This is a genomic window from Streptomyces sp. NPDC102283 (assembly GCF_044766265.1).
Lineage (GTDB): Bacteria > Actinomycetota > Actinomycetes > Streptomycetales > Streptomycetaceae > Streptomyces.
Map to the genome: position 1 here is coordinate 187,006 of NZ_JBIWLQ010000012.1, position 21,814 is coordinate 208,819.

Sequence of the window (21,814 nt, forward strand, 5' to 3'; positions counted from 1 at the left end):
TCCGCACCGCCGGCCGCCGGTCAGGTGAGCAGGATCAACAGGAGGAGGCCGATGACGGCCGCTCCGACGATTCCGGCGACGGTGCCCACGAACCAGTTCTGGTAGAGGAATCCTTGCTGCTGGGAGCCCCCGCCCTGCTCCGTGGACGCCGGATGGGCCGGCCGCGCCGTCTTCGGCGGGGGGACGGCCGGCCGTGCCGTCGGCATCGGCGCCGGTCGCGGCGGCGGTGCGGTGGACGACGCCGGCGCGTAGGACGACGGGAGGGGCACGGGCGGCGTGGCGGGGGCAGGAGTGAGGGCCGGGGCAGGGGCGGCGACGGGCGGCAGGGGGGCCTGCGCCCGCGCCGGTGCCGGAGCGGAGGCGGATGCGGGAACGGACGCGAGGTGGGCGAGGAGGTCCGTCACGACCTGTTGCCACAGCTGCGGTGGCAGGTCGGGGGCCCGGTCGCCCGGGGGCGTGACCAGGACGAGCCGCAGCCACTCCATGCCGGTGTCGCGGCCGTCCTTGAGGACGATGTTGAACAGCGGCCGGAGATCGGGGGCCCGCAGGGGGTCCCGTACGAGCGGGGCGACGGCCCAGGAGAAGAGCTCGGCCGCACGCTCCCGCATCTGAGGGGCGGACGGGCTGTCCGCCTCGGACCGGCCGGGTCTGAAGTACAGGTTGTGCCGCAGCACTTCGGTGCACAGCGCGTGTGCGGTCGCTTCGTCGCGGGACCGCTGTCGCTCCGCGCGGGCCAGTTCGGCCAGGACGAGGTCGCGGGAGGCCCACGGCAGCCCGTCGGCGCGCAGGAGGGTCAGCAGCGCGGTGTCCCGGACGTCCCGGAGCCGGGCGGCCAGCCGTGCGGACTGGGCGGTGTCGACGCGCTGGTGGACCAGCAACTCCTCCTGCAGGCGACGGCGTTCCTGCTCGTGGCGCGCCTCCGCCACATGGGGCTCGTCCGCCGTACGCCGTTCTTCCGGGCCGCGGGGCTGCTGCGCCGCGTGACGCTCCTGCGGTACGTGTCGTTCCTGCGGCACGTGGCGCTCCTCCGGGACGGGCCTTGTCTCCGGGAGGTTGCGCGACTCGTGCTCGTACCACTCCTCCCGCTCGTACCGCTCCGGCTGCCCGTACCGCTCCTCCTGCTCGTGGCGCGACTCCTGTGCGTCCCGCGACTCCTGTACGTATCTGTCCTCCCGCTCCCGTTCCCGGCGCGGGGCCGGGGCTTTCCGGGCGTTCAGCATCCGCCGGAGCGCTTCGCGCCGCTCCGGCCGGGACATGGCGGCCCCGGACCGGAGCTCCCCGGCCAGGTGGGGCACGCCCGGAGCCGCCTCGGGGTCGCCGAGCAGGTGATCGACCATCGCCACCGCGGCGGACATCTCGACGTCCTTCTCGGCGGGCAGCCGCAGCCGGATGCGGGCCAGCGACCGGGCGTTCGCCGCCTGGGACGTCCACCCGGGCACACAGGTCAGGCGCAACGCGTGGGTGTCGACCGTGTCGTACGTGGCGTAGCTCCACTCCGTGCCGAACCAGTCGCCGAACACCGACAGCAGCCCCAGGTAGAGCAGGGGCGCCCGGTTGAGGCGGGGCCAGCCGGGCAGGTCGTTCTCGTCGGCGAGCAGGGACAGCCGCCGGGACGGGTCGCGCAGCCACTCGGCGACCACCACCGCGAGCGGCTTCTGCACCGTCGGGAGTTCGCCCGTCATATCGCGCAGCCGCTCGGCCGCCGTCGCGCGCAGCCGCTCCCCGTCCAGCGGCTTCAGGCCCCCGGTGGCGGTCTCGGCGACGGCCCGGCGGCTCCAGGCGTTGCCGCCGAGACCCAGGCAGCGCAGCGGCGTCAGGGTGTCCGCGTCGCCGAACACCGCGTGGCAGGCCGTGCTGGGCCGGCCGCTCCGGTCCAGGGTGGGCCACCGCTGGAGGAGCACGGTCCCCACGGCCCGGGAGGAGACCCGGACGCTGCTCGGGCGGGGCGCCGGGCCGGGGCCCGACACCCAGAGCAGCGGGCCCAGTTCGCGGCGGAGGGACTCCGCGCGCTCGACGGAGCAGGAGTGCGCCACCGCCGCCATCCCCGTACTGGAGCGGCCCTGGTTCCCGTCCCACCGGAAGACCACCTGGTCGAGCCGGCCGCCCGGCCCGCTCTCCTCGCGCCGATCGAGGGCGTCGTTCACTGGGCTTCCCTTCCCACGCCGAATGATGCGGCGCTCCCGGGCGCCTCGATGATCCCGTGCATCGCCAGCAGCGACACCAGGGGTTCCAGCACCCGCCGGGGCCCCGCGCCCGCCGGGTAGCGGCCCTGGCTCTCCTGGCCGCCGGTCGCGGACGCGATGTGCAGGGTGCAGCGGCGGAACGCGTCGAAGGGCCGCAGCCAGGCCTGTCCGGCGTGCTGCCGCAGCAGCGCGTAGACGTCCCCGCTCTCCTCCCGGAACTGGTCCGGGCCGATCGCGGCGGGCGGCGGCTCGTCCAGCCAGCGGTCGACCGGCGGCTGGAACCGGAGCAGGTCGGACTTGCCGAGCACCATCGCCGCCGGGGTCTCCAGATAGGGGCCCCGGCGCGGCAGCCGGTCGAGGACGGTGCCGAACGCCGCGTCGCCGTCCCGATCCACCTCGGTGCCCCAGCGCTCGCGCACCCCGTCGAGCTGCGGCAGCGGCAGCGCGAGCGCCGGGTCGACGACGAAGACCAGGGCGTCGATGCCGAGCAGGAAGCGCAGCGCCCCGTCGGTGCGGACGAGGTCCTCGCCGCCGAGGTCGAAGAAGGCGACCGGGCGCACCCGCCCGCGCGCGTCGGTGAGCAGCAGCGACTCGACGAACCGGGCGAAGTCGTTCAGGCCGACCTCCCTCGTGTGGTCGAGCACCTTGCCGCTGCGCAGCGGCTGCACCCGCTCCCGGACGAAGCGGGCGTGCTGTTCCGGGTTGACCGACTGCCAGCCCACCCCGTACCGCTCCAGGCCGCCGTCGGTGATCTCGGCGATCATCTGGGTCAGCAGATGGCTCTTGCCGGTGCTGGACTGGCCGATCATGGCGACCGTCAGCGGGCGGCCGTGGGTGAGGTAGGGCACCGGGATGTGGTGTTCCGGGAAGTCCGGGTCGGCCGTGCACTGCTGGACCGCGCCCCGCATCACGTCCTCGCGCCGCACCGGGTTGCCGATGCGGGAGAGGTCCAGGGCCCGGTACTGCATCTGGTCGTCCGTCACGAACAGCCTGCCCAGGTCGAGCTGGATGCCCTCCAGGCAGTACGGGCAGACGACCTCCCCGTGGGCCCGGTCCTCGGGCGCCCCGTCCGCGTCCTCCGCGGGAGCGGGCGTCCGCCGCTTCGCGTCCAGCGCCCGGTCGAACGCCTCCTGGTGCGGGCGCGAGCCGTCCGCCTCGGCCGAGGACCCCGGACGCCGTGCCTCCTCGGGGGCCAGCAGCTCCAACAGCGCCCGGGGCGTGGGGCGTCCGGCCGCTGTCGGGGCGAACGCGCGGGGCAGCGTCCCGGCGAGCACCCGGTGCTGGGCGAGGTCGGCGGGGGCCCGGTCGGCGGGGCCGGGCCGACCGGTCACGAGCTGGTAGAGCAGCTGGGCGGTGCTCCACACCGCGTCCCGGGAGTCGACGAGCCCCTCGCCCCGGTGCTGTTCGGGCGAGGCGAACGGGGCCCGGCCCCACGGCGTCCGGGGCCGCCCGGCGCGGGCGGCGCTCTCCAGGCCCCAGAACTGCACCGACGTACCGTCCCAGAACACGGTCGCGGGGGAGATCCCGCGCGCCACGAGACCCTGGTCGTCCAGCAGGCACAGGGCCAGCGTCAGGTCCCGGGCGAACACGCGCTGGTCGGAGGCGGACATCACATGGGTGCGTCCGACGGGAATGCCGCGCGGCGCGGCGTACAGCAGGAACGGCTCGGCGGCGTCGAGCTCGTAGCCGACGACGGTGGGGAACAGGTAGGCGTACGGGGAGTTCTCCAGGGTCCGGTCGAGGCGCAGGGCGGTGCCCGCCTCGGTGTCCAGCAGGGCTCGGGCCGCCGGGTGGGCGGCGTCGGCCGCGGACAGGAACACCTGGACGCACTGCTGGGACCGGTCGTCGAGCAGCCCGTTGCGGATGCGTTGGGGCAGCGCCGGGTCCCGCCGCGAGGCCGGGCCGAAGCGGGCCGGGGCGGTGCGCCGCCGCCCGGTGGGGTCGGCGAAGACGAGGTGGGGGCGCGGGGCTCCCGGTGACTCGGGCCGGCCCAGCGGTGTGGTGCTCACCACCGGTCGTCCTCCCTGAACTCGGCGTGGACGGAGGGCTCGGCGCGGTCGGCGTCGGCCCGGGCGCCGCCGCCGGTGCTCTGCCGGGGCAGGACCGTGTCGACCACGCCCATCCGCAGCGGGGTGAGCCGGATCAGCCCCGCGTACCGTCCGGAGGAGGTCCACAGCGCCTCCTCGGCCGGCGGCGAACCGCTCTTGCGCCAGGCGGCCTCGATCTCGCCCTGGAGGGTGCCCGGGGCGAACCGGATCCACCGGGCGGCCTCCGGGTCGCGGCTGAGGAGGGCCCCCTGTTCCGGCGAGGACAGCTGGACGACGGACCCCCGGTCCGCCTCCCGCCCCACCAGCTCGGCGACCCGCAGCGAATCGGTGCCCAGCAGCCCGGCGGCCGTGGTGCGGGCCCGGTGGTCGGCCGGGTACGGCGGCGGGGCCAGCACGCCGTAGCGCCACAGGTGGTGGCGGGCGGCGGACAGCAGCTCGCGGACCCGCTCCTCGGTCCGCGAGAGCGCGAGCGCCCCGGCCTGACCGCGTTCGACGGCACCCCAGTAGGGGGCCATGGCGGCCATCGCGGTGTTGCGGAGGTCCCCGGCGAGGGTGGCGACCAGGTCCGGTCCGCCCTCGCCGATCTCCCGGTCGAGCCAGCGCGGTGCGCGGTCGCCCTCGCCGCTCCCCCAGGGGGCGTCGTCAGGACCGGTGGGATACGCGGCCGGGGACGGCACGCCGTACGGTCCGGGGTCCCCGCCGTACCGGTCGCCGTCCGGTTCGCCGTGGCGGTCGCCGTACGGGTCGCTGTCCTGGCCGGCCTCGTGATCGCCGTGCCGGTCCGGGGCGTTGTCCCAGGCGTAGGCGGCGGCCCAGTCGCCGTCGTCCGCGCCCCCGCCGGCTCCACCGGACTCCGCGGTCTCCAGCGCGGAGGGCGCCGAGAGCCAGTCGTCGTCCTCGTACGGACCGGAACCGCCCGACCCGGCCGGGGCGACGGGCTCCGGCGCGGCCTGGGCGTCGGCGGCGGCCGCGGTCGCCCGCAGCATCCCGGCGACCGAACGCGCGGCGTCCGCGCAGTACAGCCGCTCCTCCGCCGCCCAGTGCTCGCGGACCAGCTCCGCCAGCAGGGCGTCGAGACCGTCCAGCGCGGCGCGCAGCGCCGTCGTGCCGCGCCCGGCGGCCCAGGATTCGGCGGCGTCCTGCCAGAGCCTGCGGACCGCCTCGGCGGTGAGCCCGAGACCGACCAGCAGCCCGGTCCCGCCGAGCCAGAGCGGCGGCTCGGCGGCGTACGCGACCGCAGCCCCGGCCACCGCTCCGGCGGTGGCCACGACGGCGGCGACCCGGGGTCCCTTCGTCCACCGGGCGGCGCGCCGGCCCGTGCGCAGCCGGTTCGCCGCCAGCAGCGCGACGATCACGAACAGCACCGGCGCCAGCAGCGCCGCCAGGACGGCGGGCCACTGCCACAGGCCGCCCAGCAGCCCCGCCGCGCCCGCCATGAGCAGGACCGCGCCCGGGGTGCGGGGAGGTGCCGCGTACTCGGTGGCGGAACCGCGGGTCACCGACTCCTCGGAGTGGTCGGCGAGCCGGTGCAGCAGCGCGGTGCCCGGCACCGGCTCGACCCGGCCGGCCAGCGCGGTGAAGTGCTGGGCCACCGAACGCAGCGCGAGCCCGCGGCCCAGGAGTGTGCCCGCCAGTTCGCGGAGCCCCTCGCCGACGCGTTCCCCCGCACTGTCGGCCGCCGGCACCCGCAGTCCGAGCGCGCCGAGCCGGGCGGTGGCCTCGGCGGTGGGCGGTGCCGCACCGCCGCCGCCCTGGAGGGCCCGTTCCACCAGGGCGCGGAACCCGCCCAGGTCCTCGCGGGCCTGGTGCAGATCCGCCTCCAGGGCGTCGCGCCGGGCGGGGTGCAGCAGGCCGGGGAAGGACCGCAGCGCTACGAGGTCCTCGTCCGCGCGGTCCAGGGACTCCGCGCACGTGCGGTGGGCGAGGTTCGCCGGGCCGTCGCCGTCCGGCCGCCGGTGCCCGTGGCCCCGGCCGTCCCGCCCCGTGACGAGTGCGCGCAGCGGCTCGGGCAGCTCGGCGTCCGGGAGGACGCCGACCGGGTCGCCGGCCCCGGTGTCCTCGCCCGCGAACCGGGTCAGCGCGTCCCGCCAGGCCCGGTCCCTGACCTCCGCCGGCAGGTCCTGCTCCAGCAGCCGGACCCCGGGGGCGGCGACGGAGTCGGGCAGCTTCCGCAGGCCCTCCAGGACCCGGACGAAGACGTCCGGCACGGAGAGGAGGTCCACCAGGACGGCCAGCGCCGCGGGGTCGTCCGGCTCCGGCCGGTCCAGGGCGGTACGGGCGGAACGCAGGTCACCGGCCCACACCAGGCCGGTCGTGGAGGTCCGCAGGGTGGTGGGCCGCACCAGCCGGCGGTCGGGGAGGTACGCCTCCTCCCCGCCGGCGTACGAACCGGGGGAGCTGCCCACCAGCAGCACCACGATCCGGGTCTCGCCCACCGCCCGGTAGCCGGCGAGCAGTTCGTACTGGAGCTGGTGGTCGGTCAGCCCGGCCGGGGTGTCGGTGACCAGGAACAACGGATAGTCCGGTTCCGGCAGTCCGGCGCGTCCCAGCTGCTCGGCCACCCGGTCGCGCACGGCCTGCGGGGTGGCCAGGGCCGTGGCCCCGGCGCGCAGGTCGAGCCGGACCACGGCGGTGGTGTCCTCGGAAGTCGTCACCGCGGGCCCCCGTTCCGGAAGGAGGAGCGCCCGGTGCCGTCGTCGTCGTCCGTGCCCCAGCCGTCGCCGTCCCAGCCGCCGGCTTCCCCGCCGTCGGCTTCCCTGCTGCCGGCTTCCCTGCTGTCGGCGTCCCGGGCTCCGGCGGGCTCGCTCCCGCCGAACCGGTCGTCGCGGGGCCGGTCGTCGCGGGGCCGGGAGTCGGTGAACCGGTCGTCACCGGCCCGTGCGTCCGTGTACGAGTCGGTGAACCGGTCGTCCCGGGGCGCCTCGTCCGCGTACCGCTGGTTCGGGGGCCGGTCGTCCCTGGGCTTCTCGTCCGCGTACCGCTGGTTCCGGGACCGGTCGTCCCCGGGCTTCTCGTCCGCGTACCGCTGGTTCCGGGACCGGTCGTCCCCGGGCTTCTCGTCCGCGTACCGCTCGTCCGCGTACCGCTCGTCCGCGTACCGCTCGTCCGCGTACCGCTCGTCCGCGTACCGCTCGTCCGCGTACCGCTCGTCACGGTATCCTCCGCCCCGGGGCGGCCGGTCGTCGCGCGAGGAGTCCGCCCCGTACCGCTCCTCCCCGTGCCGCTCCTCCCCGTGCCGGGCGCCCGCGCGCCGGGTGTCCGCGTGCCGGTCCTCGCCGGAGTACCGCTCCCCCGCGTCGTACGGGGCCGAGCGGGGAGCGGGCAGGGTGTCGTCGCGGAGCCGTTCGTCGGTGTTCGGGGCCGACGTGCCCCAGTCCTCGTCGTCCTCCGCGACGCGCCGACGCTCCGGCGCGGGCCGCGAGGGAGCCGGCTTCGGGACGCCGCCGCGTGCGTGCTCCAGCAGCGTGCGCAACGTGGGCTGGATCGCCTGCTTGTCGCCGAACTCCATGTCCAGCGCGGCGGGCAGGGTCTGTGTCCAGAACTCCGACAGCGGCCGGATCCAGCCGTCCACGCGGCGCCCGCCCAGCTCCCGGCGCTCCTCCAGCAGTTCCAGCTGGCGCGGGGCGATGCGCTCCACGAGCTCGACGAACAGCGGATGCGGTGTGCTGCCGGCCCGGGCCAGCCCGAGCGGCTGGGCCCCCATCAGCTTGCGGCAGTAGTCCTCCACGGTCCGTTCGTCGTCCAGCACCGTCCAGCGTTCGTAGGAGCGCAGCAGCTCCGACCAGCTGGAGATGGAGCCGGGGAAGTCCCCGAGTCGCAGCCGCACGCCGGGGACGCTCGCCCCCTTCTCCGGGAACAGCCGCAGCCGCACCCGCGAGGGCGAGGCGGACTCGCCGTCCAGGATGTCGACCTGGCCGTTCCACAGGCAGCACAGCAGGCGGTGCAGGATCGTGCGCCGGTCCTCCTCGCTGCTGACCATCCAGTCGTCCTCGAAGTCGAGGCGCTGGCGCCAGCGCAGCACGTCGTGGGCCTGCTCGTCGTCCTTGGCCCTGGCCCACTGGCGGAGCACCTTGCGGGCCTCGGGCACCTGGGTGAGGCTCATCTCGCTGCGGAAGAGGACCACGGTGATCGAGTCGCTCTCCACGCCCCGGTACTCCACGGAGTTCTTCGCGTCGGACGGCAGCCGCAGCGCCTTGGCGAGGAACTCCTGCACCTCGTCCGCCGCCTGGGCCCGCGGGTGGGTGACCAGGACCCGCAGCCGCCCGGTGCCCTCCGGGGTGAACCCGACCGGCAGCAGACCGGCGAGCTTGCGGCTGAACAGGTCGAGCGCTTCCTTGCTGACCTGGTCCGTGGCCTCGGCGTCACCGGCGGCCGCCGCCAGCAGGGTGCTCATCGAGGGCAGCAGGGGCCGCTCCTCCAACTGCGCCCCGCTCTCGGCGAAGAGGCGGGTGATCCGCCCCTCAAGCCGGGTCTTGACGATGCCGACCGCCCCGTCGGGGTCGCGGCGGCTCCGCCCGTGCACCTCCTGCCAGGTGCCCCCTGCGACGAGCTTCAGCAGCAACGACGCCTCGTCGTCGCCCTCACGCAGATCCTCCCGCCGGATCAGCCGGGCCACGACGTCCTCGTAGAAGTGGTTGAGGCTGCGCTGCGGCGGCAGGAGGTAGGAGATGCCGGTGCGCTCCGCGTACAGCTCCAGGCCCTTCTGCGCGGCCGACTTGCGCTCCTGGTCGGCGTGCTTGCGGAAGGCGTTCACCAGCCGCGCCAGGTCGGTGCCCGCCGTGTCCGCCTGCGACTGCCAGCGCTGCTGCTGCTCCCGCCAGGCCTCGTGCCACACGGCCCGGCAGCGCCAGCGGTACCAGCTGTCCTGGGCCTGGAGGGCGGCCCGTACGTCGTCGTCGCCCCACCGGGCCGGGGACATCCCGGCGATACGGCCCTTGATCCGGGGGGTCTTCGGCGGCTGGTCGGTGACGCCCCCGGGCCGCTTCGGGGAGCGGGAGCGGGCGGTGAGCATGCCGAGGAACCCGAGCCGGGTGATCTCGTCCTCGCTGTCCGGTACGCCCCTGACGAGGCGTTCGGCGAGGAACGGGTCGACGCTCTGGAGGAGCTTCTCGATCGCCGGGCGCGGGCTGAACCGGGCCGCCATCGCGGCGGCCTGGCGGTCGGCGACGGAGTGGAGCTCGGACAGCAGGCGCTGCATGTCCCCGATCCGCTGGTTCAGCGCCTCCTCGATCGCCTTGCCGCCGCGCGGCAGCGGCTGCGGGTCCTCGACGGACAACTGCTTGCGTTCCCACAGCTCTTCGAGCTGGGAGTCGGCGAAAAGCTGCCGCACCAGCGGCACCGTGTCGTCCTTCGCCGGGTTGCGCGGCCGCTCCACCAGTTCGGTGACCGCGACCCGCAGCAGCCGCCCGGCGACCAGGTCGGCCAGCTGGTCCATGGGCGCGGTCATCGAGGCGACCAGGCTGGTGGAGACCCCCTGCCGGCCGATGCCGGTGGGGGATGGGGCGCTGCGCTGCACACCCCGGTTGATGAAGCTGGCGGCGAAGGTCTGGAAGTCGTCGTCGCCGGCCATCGACCGGCCCTGGGCCCGGCTGTCGCCGAGTTCGGTGCCGATCAGGGACATCACCAGCGAGACGATGGAGCGGCGCAGGTCGTCCTGGCGGATGCCCGCGGTCGGGCTGAAGAGGAACGCGGTCGGCAGGATCCCGGTGCGCAGCCGGACCGGGGTGATGCCCGGGTAGCGGATGCCGAGGCCGGTCTCCTGGTCGAGGTCGCCGATCTCCGCCCCGGCGGTCGGCGCGTTCTGCCCGTCGACCAGCCGGAACAGGTCGACGAGCGAGCGGGCGGCGTTCAGCTCCGCCTCGCGCCCGCCGCCGGTGGAGGCGGGGAACGAGGACGGCATGACGACCAGCGGGTAGATCTTCACGCCGTTGAAGCGGCGGATCTTGAACGCCTGGTTGATCAGGTGCAGGTAGTCCAGGAAGATCCCGGCCCCGGTGCCGCCGGCGACCGAGAACGCGACGAAGACGTCGCAGCCGGTGACCCGGCCGCCGCCCAGCTCGCTCAGCTCGCCCGCCGACTTGGCGATGGCGTCGATCGCCTGGAGGAGGGGTTCCAGGACCGGCTGGAGCGAGTGCCGCAGTGTGGCGAAGAGCGCGGCGCGGCCCACCGTGGGCAGCTGGCCCGCGCCGTTGTGCAGCGGGGTGACGCGCGGTTCGCCCTCGCGCGAGGGCAGCCAGCCCGCGACCTCCTCGCGCAGGCTCGCCCGCAGCATCTGCGTCACCTCGGGCGAACTGTCGAAGTTCGGCAGGAGGTTGTGGGTGGCCCGCGAGGTGCGGGCGTACGCCGCGCGCAGCGAGGAGTCCACGTTGAACTGGGGCAGCCGCTGGAGGTCGGACTCGCTGAAGTCCGCGTACACGAACTGCAGGCAGTCGGGCAGTTGGTAGGGGGCGAGGCCGCCGATGTGCTGGAGTGCGGTGCCGTCGGGGCCGCACAGGTCCACGCGCAGCTTGCGTTCCAGTTCGGCGCCGACGAGGCCGCCGGTCCCGCCCAGGCCGACGAAGAGCATCGGCTGGAAGATCTTCATGGGGTTCCTCCCGCTTCCGGCCGGGGTGGGGCCGGTTCGTCCATGGGCGGAGCCGCACGGGCGCGAGTCCTCGCGGCCGTGCGGCCCGCCGGGGCCTGCGGCGCCGCCCGCCGGGTGGCGGGCGGCGCGCGCCTCACAGGTAGTCGTCGCTCCCGCCGGTCGTGCCCACCGGTTCGTGCGGCCCGGGGGCGGCGGTGGCGCGTACGGAGTCCTCGCCCAGGGCGAGGCTCAGCCGGTCGGTGAGATCGACCCGGCCGGTCGCCGTGAGCCGCTCCCGGGTGCGGCCGCCGTGTCTGCGGACCACCGCGCCGCCCTCGGGGCTGCGCTGCACGGCGTACCGGCCGTTGGTGCGCCGTTCGACGCGCGGGTTGCTGTGCTCCTCGGCGATGTCGAACGCGTACCACTGCTTCTGGCCGTGTCCGGCCGTGTGGACGCCGAGCACGTCGCCGTCCCGGGAGAGCAGGTGGAGCGTCAGCCCGTGCGGGTCGCGGCGGCCCCGCCGCTGGCGGAGCCAGGCCAGCGCCACCAGGACGCCGACGACGATCAGCGCGACGGCGCCGACCAGCACCCACCAGTACCGGTCCAGCAGGCTGGGTTCGGGGGTGACCTGGACGGACAGCGGGGTGCGCACCAGGGTGCGGTCGCCGTCGGTCGCGTCCCGGACGGTGACGGTGCCGCCGATGCCGAGCGGGCCGTCGTCGAGCCGCCCCTCGAAGGACTCCTCCGGTCCGATCCCGATGCTGACCTGATGGGTGGAGGACGCGCCGGGCTTCACCACGATCTCGGCGGGGCTCACGGTGAGGAGACCGGCCCGGACGTCCGCGAGCGACAGTTCGAGGGTATGCGGGGCGTCCGTGGTGTTGGTGACGGAGAGGTTCGCGGTGACCGTCTCCCCGGGGTGGCCGTCGCCGCGGACCGGGCCGAGCGCCGTGGTGACGGGCAGGGCCCCGGGGGCCACCTGCCCGCCCTCGCTGCGGGTGTCGGCGCTGAGACCGGAGGCGGTGAGGGTGCCGCTGACCTTCAGCGCGCCGTCGGCGCTCTTCGGGACGGTGACCGTACCGCTGAAGGAGCCGTCACTCCTGGTGGGGTCGGGGCCCTTGCCGTCGTCGGCGAGCCGCAGGGGCAGCGGGGCGAAGCCGTCGCCGGTGAGTTCGCTGCTGACCTTCAGCCCGGCGTAGTCGGCCGGGTCCTTGATCTCGTAGCCCTCGCGGGTCTGGAGCCGCATGGTGACGGTCGCCTTCTCCCCCGCCTGCGGGGAGGGCGGGTCCATCGTGATGGAGCCGCGCAGCTCCCCCTGCCACAGGACGCTGACGCCGACGGGCAGCGAACGGTGGCCCTCGGGGGCCTTCACGTCGACCTTCCACCGGCCGGGCACCGGGTCGACGATCTTCAGCGCCTCCACCGTGCCGCCGCCGCCCGCGAGTTCGAAGGTGGAGTCCCGGTACGAGCCCGTGGTGGGCACCTTGTTGCCGAGCGGGTCGGTGTAGGTGACGGTCACCTCGGGGGAGCCCTTGTCGACGACGATGCTGCCCACGGTCGCCAGCGGCGAGATGGTGATGGGCAGGGTGGCGGGCGGGCGCTTGCTCGGTCCCGCCTGGTAGCGCAGGCAGTGCGCGGCGGCGAAGATCTTCTCCAGCACCGGCCCGACGTTCTTGGCCCCGGAGACCTTGCGGGCGGTGGGGCGGGCGGACGGCAGGTCGACGCAGCCCTTCTGGAAGCCGCCGGCGGCGATCTTGTCGAGCTGCTCCTTGTCCGGGGCGGGCCCGAAGCCGAGCGGCCAGATCTGTACGTTCTCGGCGGCGGCGTTCTTCAGCTCCAGCTCCAACTGCCGCTTCCCCTCGGCCTCGCGGTGCGCCGGGTCGCCGTACTGGGGGCTGCCGGTGACGTCCATCTCCCCGTCGGTGAGCAGGAACAGCACCCGGGGGACCGACGGGTCGGTGCCCGAGCTCAGTTCGTGCACGCCCTGGCGTATCGCGCTCGGGAAGTCCGTCCCCGTGCCCTCGCTCTTCTTGCGGCTGCGCAGCTTCTCCACGCAGCCCCCGACCGACTCCCGCCCCGCGGCGTCCAGTCGGGTACGGGGGCACACGGGGTCCACCGCCCGCTGGTCGGCCGACTCGGCGGCGGCGAAGCCGAACACGCTGATGTGGGAGGTCGCCGAGACGTCGCCGAGCGCGATCCGGGCGGCGGCGGCCTTCTCCGCCTTGATGTCCGCGGGCGCGAGACTCGCGGACTGGTCCACGGCCACCGCGTAGTTGACGGAGGCGAAGGCGGGCGCGGCGGCCGAGGCCGGCTCCGGATCGGCGGCCGCCGGTGCCGTCAGGGAGGTGAGCAGGGCCGCACCGGCCAGGACGGCGAGCGCCGCCCGCCCGGCCCGGCCGGTGCCGGCCGGGCCTCTTCTTCGGTCATTTCGCACGACCGTCCCCTTTTACTGTCGTTGCCGTGTCTGCGTGTCTGCGTGTGTGGGCGCCTGCGCGGCTGGGCTTCTTGCGTCTACGTGATGTCGCGCAGTGCTTGTGTGATTGCTCTGTGTAGTTGTCGATGGTGTGCCCCTGGACGTGGCACACCCGTGCGGGGCGGTCAGCGCGCGGCCAGGCTCCAGGCGAGAGCCAGCGCGGCCGCCGGGGCGAGCGTGGCGACCGCCCACCGGATCGCCCGGTACTTGGCGGACAGGATGGCGCTGACGTCCACGGCCTGGACGAGCAGCCAGCCGACCGGGTCGCGGCCGGCCTCGTTGATGCGGGCGGTCAGCACGTCGTAGTCGAACGGGGCCAGCAGGTCCCCGAAGTAGGTCACCCCTTCCCGGTCGCGGACCGTGCCCGTACGCGGCAGGAGAGCGCGGACCAGGGCGGCCACCGCGACCACCCACAGCACGCCCGCGACGACCAGCGCCAGGTCGCCGGGGCCCCGCCAGTCGGGGGAGCCGTGCCGCCCGATGAGGAAGGCGGGCAGGGCGAGTGCCCCCGAGAGCAGCACGGCGGCCTTGGAGTCGGCCCTGCCGAGGTCCTCCCGCACGGTGACCAGAAGCCGTTCCGCGATGCGTTCCCCCGCCCTGTCCGGCCCGTGCTGACCCCCGTCCGGCACCGGCACGGTCGGGGCGGGGGAAGTCCGTGTGGTTCCGTCGGCGCTCATCCGTCGTCCTCCGCCCAGCCCCAGCCGTCGTCGCGGTCGCGGTGGCGCGGCGCGGGCGGTTCGGGTTCGGCGTCCCGGACGGGCGGGCGGGGCTGCCGCACGGGAGGCTCGTCCGCCACCCAGTCGGGGGTGAACGCCTCCTCGCGGGCGGGTGGCAACTCCTGCGGGGCGCGGCGGGCGGGCCGGGTGCCGATCGGGCCCTGGACGCCGAGGTGCTGCCTGCTGAGGTCGTCGAGTACCCGGGTCTCGATCTCGTCGGAATGGATCTGGCCGTCGGCGATCATGGAGAACAGCCGGTCGACCCGGTCCTTCTCGTCCTGCCGGCCTTCCTGACGGATCTTCTCCAGGAAGTTGTTGGCCGCCTTGGGCTCGGCGGCCAACATGTGGCTGAGCTGCTCCAGTTCACCGCCCCGCAGCATCCTCAGGTAGTTCTCCTGGCGCATCCGTGCCAGCTCGGAGTCGCTCCGCTGGCTCCGGACCCTCTCCTCGTGGCCGATCGTCCCGTCGTCCACCCGCAGCCGTACGAACAACCGCACCCGCAGTCCGAGGCCGGTGCCGAGGTCGTCCCACCGACCGGAGGCGCACGTCCGGGTGATGTCGGCGTTGGCCTGCTCCGCCTGGTGCACCGGGTACTGGGCGGAGATCTCCCGCAGCCGCTCCAGGGTCGGCGCGGTGAGGCTCTGGGCGATGTCGGTGACCACCTGCACCGCCACCAGGTGCGGATCCTCGACGGTCCACTGGATGTCCACCTCCGCCTTGAAGAACGTCGTGCCGCCGGACGCGGGCAGCTCCATCCGCAGGGTGGTCACGAAGGTGCCGGTGGCGATCTCGCAGATGGTGTGCGGCCGCCAGGCCAGCGGCGGCCTGTCGTAGTGCTCGATGCCGGAGACACCGGCCACGCTGTAGCCCCGCCGGTAGAACAGCACCGACGTGGTGCGGGCGCCGCCCTGCCGGAACGGGCCGGTCGGCGTGTACTCCCGCAGGAACGGGCCCGTGGGCCGCGAGGGGGCCACCGCCTCGTTCTCCGCCACGCGGTTCTCCTCAGCCATGACTCTCCTCCTCTTCGGACCGCCGCTGCCGCGCGGGCACGGCGAGCCGCCACAGGGCGCGCGCCCGTTCCTCGGTGAGCGGACGGTCCTGATCCCTCATCATTCGGCGCAGCAGCCAGTCCAGCCGCCGCCGGTCCTGCTCCTTGGCGATCAGGGCGGGCAGCAGCGCGGCCAGTCCTTCCCGTGTCCACGCGCGACCGTCCTTGCGCGAGGCGGAGCGCAACAGGGTCTCCAGGGCGTCGAGCGCCACGTCCCGGGACCGAGCGGTGTTGAGCGCCGTCCAGAACAGGTCGGCCAGCTTCCCGGTCAGTTCGGGCCGGGTCGCGGCCAGCGCGAGCAGCAGCGGCCAGTCGCCCCGGTCGCCCAGCGGGGTGCCGGGCTCGTCGTCGAGGACCTCGTCCACATCGGTCAGCGCCAGCCGGACGATGCTCACCAGCGCGAGGTCCTGGTACTCCTCGCCGCGGTGCCCGGTCCAGTCGGCCAGCCGCCGCAGCACGGTGGCGCACTCCGGGAGCGTCAGCAGCCGGACCACGTTCAACGAGGCCACGGCCAGCTGCTCCCCGTCGTCGCGGACCCCGATCCCGGCCAGCGCGTCCAGGGCGTCGTCCATCGAGTCGGCTGACCGGCCGTAGCCCAGGGCCATGGCCGCCGTCCAGCGCAGGGCCGGTGTGCCGTGCCGCGACCAGTTGTCGACCACCTTGCGCACCGCCCGGCGGTGCGAGGCGTGACCGGCGGCCTGGTCCAGCGCGGTGGCGGCGAAGACCCTGCGGCGGGGCGTGGGTGCTTCGGCGAGCGGCCGGATCAGCTCGCTGTACCCGTGCTCGAAGTCCCGTACGGACAGTTCCCCGGCGGCCACCGCGGCGCGCATCGACACCTGGGGCCGGGAGTCGTCGGCGAGCAGCCGCAGCCAGCGGACGACCGGGGCGCGGACGGGGAAGTGCCGGTCCCAGAGCTCGGCGAGCACGGCGGCGGGCAGCGCGGCCCCCCGGTAGAAGATCAGCCGCCCCGTCACCTCGGCGCCCGCCACGTCGACGGTCCCGTCGGCCGGCCGGGCGCGCGAGAGCGCCAGGTCGGACTCCGGGTCGTCGCAGAACAGGGGGCGGGCGGGGGTGCTGTCCGGATCGCTCTGTACGGACAGTTCCCAGGTCAGCAGGTGGGCGGCGGCGGACACCGCGCTGTGCGAGGCGCCGCCGAGGACCGCGAGTGCGATCCGGAACGCCACCGGGTGGAACAGGGCGGCGGTTCCGGAGCGCACGGGGGGCGTCCGGCCGTCGCCGGGCGGCGGGGCGGCAAGGGCCCGGTCCACCCCGGCGAACCACTCGTACGCCTGGACGGCCGCGAGACCGCGGCAGCCGGACAGCAGCTCCGCACGGCCCACGGAGCCCAGGAGATGCCCGGCCAGCAGCGAGGCGAACAGCTCGGCCTCGGCGGGCCGCAGGTCGTCGAGCCCCACGGCCTCGGTGACCTCGGGATCCTCACGCAGCTCCGCCGCACGCTCCAGCAACCGGGAGAGCGAGCCGTCCTCGTCCGGGCCGCGGTCACGGTCCCGGGCGCTGTCCCCGCTTCGGTCCCCGCTCCGGCCCCCGTCCGGGCCGCCGCCCGCGCCTTCGCCCCCGCCGCCCCCATCCCGTACCGGGTCGCCGTGTTCCTCCTCCAGCCGCTTGCGCAGCCGGACGGCGACCAGTTCACGGGTGGGGGCGGGCGGGCAGATCGCCCCGTACCGCCCGGCCAGCAGCGGGTTGGCCGCCGAGCCGACGCTCACCACGACCACCGCGTACGAGCCCCGCTCGGCCAGCGCCGAGGCCAGCTGGTCCAGGTCCATCCCGTCGGGCGGCAGGGTGCCCGGCCGGTCCAGGGCGGGCTCCAGCAGATACCCGGTGCCGCGCAGGTGGCCCCCCTCCCCGCCCACCACCTGCGCGGCCAGCTCGCGGATCCCTCGCTCCGGGTCGGCGCGGCGCACCCGCTCACTGTTCTGCCCGCCCTCGCCGTCGCGGGTGACCTCCTCCAGGAGTGCCAGCGCCGTACTGACCCGGCCGGTGCCGGGGGCCCCGCCGAGCACCAGCAGCCGGCGGGCCTCCAGTGCCCGGCGCAGCCGTACGTACCCCTCCGGCTCGATGTGGGTCCGGCGAATCCGCAGCAACTCCTCCTCCGGCACCGGGCCGTTGCGCATGGAGAGTCCGGAACGCAGTGCGTCGAGACGGATGTTGATGTCGCCGATGTGGAGCTGGCCGACGTCGGAGCGGTCCAGGCCGATGAAGTCCCGGCCGCTGGTGAGGAGTCTCTGTCCGGACCGTCGGGCGCGGGTGGCGGCGGCGGCGTCGGTCGGCCCCTCCTCCCCCTGCTCCTCGGCGAGCGGGTCGCGGGTCCGGTCCTTGAAGCGGTCCGCGGCGCGTTCGCGCTCCTTCTCCCGCTCGGCGGCCTCATCGGCGGCGGAGTCGGAGTCGGGGGCGTCGGCGGAGCCGGGCGCGTTCGCGCCGCCCGGGGCGTCCTTGGCCTTGTCGTCCCCCCGCGCCCCACCGCGCGGCGGAGCCTCGGGGGAGCGGGCCTCCTTCGCCCTCGGGGCGGCGGGCTCGGCGGAACGCTCGGCCACTGCTTCGTCGGCCATGCTCAGTCCTTCCGGGGGGTGTCGCCGGTGACGTGGCCGATGTGCACGGGCTGCTGGTAGACGTTGTGCTGGTGGACGGACAGGTCGCGCCGCGCGGTGTACCGGGCAGACGCGTCCCCGTCGTCCCGCTCGTCCCGTGCGCGTACCGGAGCGGTGGCGGCCGGAGCGTCGACGGGCGGAGCGGTGTCCGGCCCGGCGGCCGGCCCACCGCCCGGACCACCGGCCGGGCCGCCCGGCTCCTGCGGGGTGCTCGGCCCGACGTCCGGCGCGGGCCGGCCCGGCAGATGGAACCAGGCGGTGGCCTCCCCGTCCTTCAGGGCGAGCCGCGCCGAGGAGAAGCGCGCGGGCTCGATGAACTTGCCCCCGGCCGAGACCACGTCCACGTAGAGGGATTCGGAGACGACGAGCACCAGATCGGCCTGTTCACGGTCCAGCAGCTGCCGGGCGACGGACGAGTCGGCGAGCCGGCAGGTCAGGTCGACCGCACGCCCGCTGATGCCCCGGCTGTCGTGGCGTACGGGCCCGACGTGCATGGCCACCCGCAGCCCGAGCGGCACGAGGAGGGAGGGGTTCACCTCGCGCAGGTTCTCGTGGACCTCCACCATCCACAGGCCGAGCAGCCGCGTCACCGCGATCCGGCCCGGGACCGACACCAGCACGCCGTCCCCGCGGTCCTCCATGTGGACGGTGTCCCGGCCTACCCCGGCCTGGGCGAACGCGTTCTCCAGGACCTGGTAGATCCGCTCCCGCATCCGCGGCTTCTCCGCGTCGCCGTACTGCCCGGAACGTCTGGCGTCCACGCTGATGACCAGCTCGTAGCGTGCCTCACCGGCATCCAACGCGTCGTGCTCCACCGCGTGCCCCCGCTCTCTTGGCGCTTGCCGTCCCGTACAGCTTCCGGCCCGGGACGAAGGCCGTCTGTAGCCGTTTACACACGGCGGGCCGTTCAGTCCCGATGCCCCTCCGCGAGGAGAGCGAGCAGCGCGGGGTCGAGGATCTCCACCATGCGTGTGCCGGTGCGCACGATCTTCTGGGTGCGCAGCAGCCGCAGCGCCTTGGCGACCGCTTCACGGGTCGCCCCGACGGTGGCGGCCAGTTCGTCCTGGGCGAGGTGGACGACGGCGCCGGTGGACCCGGTTCTGGCCCCGGACGTGGGCGCGGACGGTGCGTAGGGGCCGGTGGGAGCGGTCCGGGAGAGCTCGGTGAGCCGGCTCGCCAGGCGCTGGAGGACGGTCAGGGAGGCGAGGGCGGAGCGCTCCTGGTCGGCGCTGCGCAGCCGGAAGGTCAGCTGCCGGATCACCAGTCCGCTGACCCGGGGGTGGGTGGCGAGGAACCGGCGGAACGCGTCGCCGCCGATGACGGTCGCCTCGACGGTGCCGAGGGCCCGTACGGTGGCGCTGCGCGGGTGTTGGTCCAACGCGGCCATTTCTCCCAGGAGTTCGCCGGGTCCGCGTAACCCGAGTATGAGCCGGGTGGCGCCGCGGTCGGTGACGTGGGAGACGGTCACCCAGCCGCGCTCCACGATGACCACATGGCCGGTCCGGTCGCCCTCGGTCAGGAGAGGGGTGTCGGCCGCGTACTCCTTGCGGTGTCCCAGGGCCATGACGCTCTCGTACTCCGGGGCGGTCAGCGCCCGCCCGAACGCCAGCTCATCGCCGAGCAGCCCCATGGCCACTCCCCCCGCGGCGGTATGTATGGCCCGATCTCGTTGGCGTAGATGTTCCCAGAACCACCCCTAGAGGGGAGTGAATTGCGCCACACATGCACTACGCATGAGTAACCAGTGCGTTGCCTGGTCGGCGACCGTGTCCGCCGAAGGTGCCTTCGCCGCCCCCACCTGGCAGCGGAGAGCCGTCCGTGGCGCCCCGGACACCGTGGGTGCGCCCGGTCATGTCCCTGACCGGCCCAGTCGTGGCGGGGGCGGGGGCGCGGTCGCGGAGCCGCGGTGGGGCGGGGTCGGGGTTACGGGTGCACGGGCGAGTTGGCGAGAACTCAGGTTTGGGTCCCGGGCACGCCGCCGGCCCCGGGATCCTTCCCGGGGCCGGCGGAACGTACCGAACGAAGCGCCTCAACGCGCCGTGTATAGCCGCTAGTTGGCGTCCACCAGGTGATGGGCGGGGACCTTCACGGTGCGGGCGCCCTTCTTGCCTCCGAGGACGACCTTGCGCAGCGCGCTGTTGTTGTTGTGGTTGGTCTCCTTGAGCCGGTTCTCCGGGTTGGCGAGGACCTGGATGTAGTAGGTGCCGTTCGGCAGGTTCGTGATGTCGAAGGACTGGCCGGGCAGGTCCTGGGTGTAGGTGTCGCCGGAGCCGACGTCGAGCACCTCGCGGACGGAGATCGAGTTCTCCTGGCCGCACGCGGTGGACAGGTCGGTGTTGTCCGGGTGCCAGTTGGCGTTCTTCACCGTGTAGTCGACGGCGTCGGTGTTGGCCAGGCAGAACGCCTCCTTGCCGCTGCGCACCGACTCCTTCTGGTCGGCCTTCAGCAGCCGGTAGCTGGCGAAGTCCGTGAAGTGCCAGTGCTCGTGGCCGGGACGCGGGTCCCACTCCATGGTGCCGGTCGGGGTGTAGCCGACCTGCTTGCCGTTGGCGTCGTAGAAGTACTGGTAGGCGTCCATCAGCTCCTTGCCCGGGGAACGGAAGCCGTCCACGACGAGCTTGGCCGGGCCCGCGTTCCACACGTTGGCGCTGAAGGCGAGGTAGTCCTTGCCGGGCACCTCCTCGTAGCCGTCGCTGACGGTGATGCCGTACGCGGGCAGCGAGCGCAGGTCCGGCTTCGGCACGTCGGGCACGACCGCCTTGCCGGTGGGCCGCTTGGCGTTGGGCTTGGCTCCCGGCGCCTGCCGGGACCCGTCGGTCTGCCCGGCACGGTCGCCGACCTTGGCCGCGGAGAAGGACTCCCGCTGGAGCGACTCCTTCTTCAGCGCCCAGGGCAGGGCGGCCGGAGCCGGCGGGTAGGGCCCGTGACCGACGTTGAACGTGGAGCCGGCGCCGGTCGTCCGGGCGGCGGGCGCCTCGGTACGCGCCGGGGCGCCGTGCGCGGCGTGGCCGGAGGGCGCGGCGGCCGTCCCGTGCCCTTCATGCCCTCCGTGCGCGGACGCGGCGCTGCGGCTGCCGGCGGGAACCGGGGGCGGCTCCTCCCAACTGCGCTCGCGGACGGTGACCTTGACGGTGCGGGTCTGGTTGGCGATGCCGAAGAGGTCGCGGTACTTCTTGGTCACGTTGATCTTGGCGGTGTACGTACCGGCGGCCAGCTGGACCGGCTTGGAGTAGTAGCCGGCGTAGGTGTTGGACGCCCACCCGTTCTCCACACCCCACACCGAGCCGAGGGTGAAGGGGTTCACCGGACAGCTCTGCGGATACTTCGAGTTGGCGGGCGCGTCGGGCCGGACCCGCCCGGAGGCGTTGTTGGGGCAGAACGCCTCGGTCTGGGTCAGCACCGTCTTGCCCGCCGCGTCGGTGAGCTTGATCTGCGCGAAGTCCGGCAGCCCGGAGAAGTCCTTCACGAGCCCGGCGGGAAGCGCCTTGGTCGTGGTCTTCTTCCCGTTCCGGAAGACCTGCGAGGCCACGACCGGGTCCTTGTAGGACTTCCGGGACACCTTGAGCTCGAAGGCGCCGTTCTCGGAGGTGAGATACGTACCGAGATCCAGATAGACGCCGGGATCCTCCTTCCACGAGTCGAGCGTCACCGAGGTGGATGCGGCGATCAGGCTGAGCTTCGGCGTCGGCTCCGCCGTCTTGGCACCAGGAGCGGCGGCGACGACGCCCGCCGTCACGGCGACTGCCGCGGCGATGGCGATCGAGGGTCGGGTCAGGCGGTTCGTGCGGCCCTGCGGGGATCTGGTCATCATTCCTCGTACTTCCGGCTTCCGGGTGCGTGACGGAACGTGGACGAGCAGCAGGGCCCCAACTCACCTGTGGCGACGCTGTGTCCGACCTGTGAGAAGCGGAGCGGGCCCCGCGGGTTGTCTGCACTCACCCGGACGGCCCACAGTTGTCCGAAAAGTACTGTCCGGTTCTCCGTGGCGGAGCTGAGCGGAAACCCTCGGCGCTACTGACGGCGCTACTACTGCGCTACTACTGCGCGGCCACTGCGCAGCGACTCCGCAGACCGGCGCCGACGCTCGTTTTCGGCCAGGAGCGCCGACGGCCGGACGGGCTCGTTCCGTACGCCGCCGGGTCACGGCGCTCTCGGTCGGGGCCCGGTCGGGAACCGGT

The 21,814-nt window shown here is 74.4% G+C and carries 11 protein-coding genes; all 11 read right to left on the minus strand.

Going from position 1 to position 21,814, the window contains the following annotated elements:
- Nucleotides 1–20 precede the first annotated feature (20 nt).
- Nucleotides 21–2,144 carry a hypothetical protein gene (locus ACIRJT_RS24085; protein ID WP_403912420.1) on the minus strand — a complete coding sequence of 708 codons (2,124 nt, stop codon included), beginning with the start codon at nt 2,142–2,144 and terminating at the stop codon, nt 21–23.
- Nucleotides 2,141–4,192: a hypothetical protein gene (locus ACIRJT_RS24090; RefSeq protein WP_403912423.1), complete on the minus strand. Its 2,052-nt coding sequence runs from the start codon at nt 4,190–4,192 to the stop codon at nt 2,141–2,143. Before ACIRJT_RS24090 ends, ACIRJT_RS24085 begins: the two co-directional genes overlap by 4 nt.
- The gene (locus ACIRJT_RS24095) at nt 4,189–6,885 is read right to left on the minus strand and encodes a hypothetical protein (protein ID WP_403912426.1); all 2,697 of its coding nucleotides are present in this window, start codon (nt 6,883–6,885) and stop codon (nt 4,189–4,191) included. Before ACIRJT_RS24095 ends, ACIRJT_RS24090 begins: the two co-directional genes overlap by 4 nt.
- Nucleotides 6,882–10,814: a tubulin-like doman-containing protein gene (locus tag ACIRJT_RS24100; RefSeq protein ID WP_403912429.1), complete on the minus strand. Its 3,933-nt coding sequence runs from the start codon at nt 10,812–10,814 to the stop codon at nt 6,882–6,884. The genes ACIRJT_RS24095 and ACIRJT_RS24100 overlap by 4 nt, the downstream gene beginning before the upstream one ends.
- Nucleotides 10,815–10,947: 133 nt before the next feature.
- The gene (locus ACIRJT_RS24105; RefSeq protein WP_403912432.1) at nt 10,948–13,227 is read right to left on the minus strand and encodes a VWA domain-containing protein; all 2,280 of its coding nucleotides are present in this window, start codon (nt 13,225–13,227) and stop codon (nt 10,948–10,950) included.
- Between the two features lie 164 nt (nt 13,228–13,391).
- Complete coding sequence (locus ACIRJT_RS24110; protein ID WP_403912434.1) at nt 13,392–13,943, minus strand: Pycsar system effector family protein; 552 nt, start codon at nt 13,941–13,943, stop codon at nt 13,392–13,394.
- Entirely contained in the window at nt 13,940–14,992 is a 1,053-nt protein-coding gene (locus ACIRJT_RS24115; RefSeq protein ID WP_403912436.1) for a hypothetical protein, read from the minus strand. Before ACIRJT_RS24115 ends, ACIRJT_RS24110 begins: the two co-directional genes overlap by 4 nt.
- Complete coding sequence (locus ACIRJT_RS24120; RefSeq protein ID WP_403912439.1) at nt 14,985–17,597, minus strand: hypothetical protein; 2,613 nt, start codon at nt 17,595–17,597, stop codon at nt 14,985–14,987. Before ACIRJT_RS24120 ends, ACIRJT_RS24115 begins: the two co-directional genes overlap by 8 nt.
- 2 nt (nt 17,598–17,599) lie before the next feature.
- Entirely contained in the window at nt 17,600–18,451 is an 852-nt protein-coding gene (locus ACIRJT_RS24125) for a hypothetical protein (protein ID WP_403912440.1), read from the minus strand.
- A gap of 92 nt (nt 18,452–18,543) precedes the next feature.
- Entirely contained in the window at nt 18,544–19,266 is a 723-nt protein-coding gene (locus ACIRJT_RS24130; protein ID WP_403912442.1) for a Crp/Fnr family transcriptional regulator, read from the minus strand.
- A gap of 420 nt (nt 19,267–19,686) precedes the next feature.
- Complete coding sequence (locus tag ACIRJT_RS24135; RefSeq protein WP_403912445.1) at nt 19,687–21,447, minus strand: lysyl oxidase family protein; 1,761 nt, start codon at nt 21,445–21,447, stop codon at nt 19,687–19,689.
- Between the last annotated feature and the right edge of the window lie 367 nt (nt 21,448–21,814).

Coding starts and splice junctions, on each gene's coding strand:
- ACIRJT_RS24115 (WP_403912436.1), bottom strand. CDS start 14,992: ATGGCTGAGGAGAACCGCGTGGCGGAGAACGAGGCGGTGGCCCCCTCG.
- ACIRJT_RS24130 (WP_403912442.1), bottom strand. CDS start 19,266: ATGGGGCTGCTCGGCGATGAGCTGGCGTTCGGGCGGGCGCTGACCGCC.
- ACIRJT_RS24135 (WP_403912445.1), bottom strand. CDS start 21,447: ATGATGACCAGATCCCCGCAGGGCCGCACGAACCGCCTGACCCGACCC.
- ACIRJT_RS24100 (WP_403912429.1), bottom strand. CDS start 10,814: ATGAAGATCTTCCAGCCGATGCTCTTCGTCGGCCTGGGCGGGACCGGC.
- ACIRJT_RS24110 (WP_403912434.1), bottom strand. CDS start 13,943: ATGAGCGCCGACGGAACCACACGGACTTCCCCCGCCCCGACCGTGCCG.
- ACIRJT_RS24120 (WP_403912439.1), bottom strand. CDS start 17,597: ATGGCCGACGAAGCAGTGGCCGAGCGTTCCGCCGAGCCCGCCGCCCCG.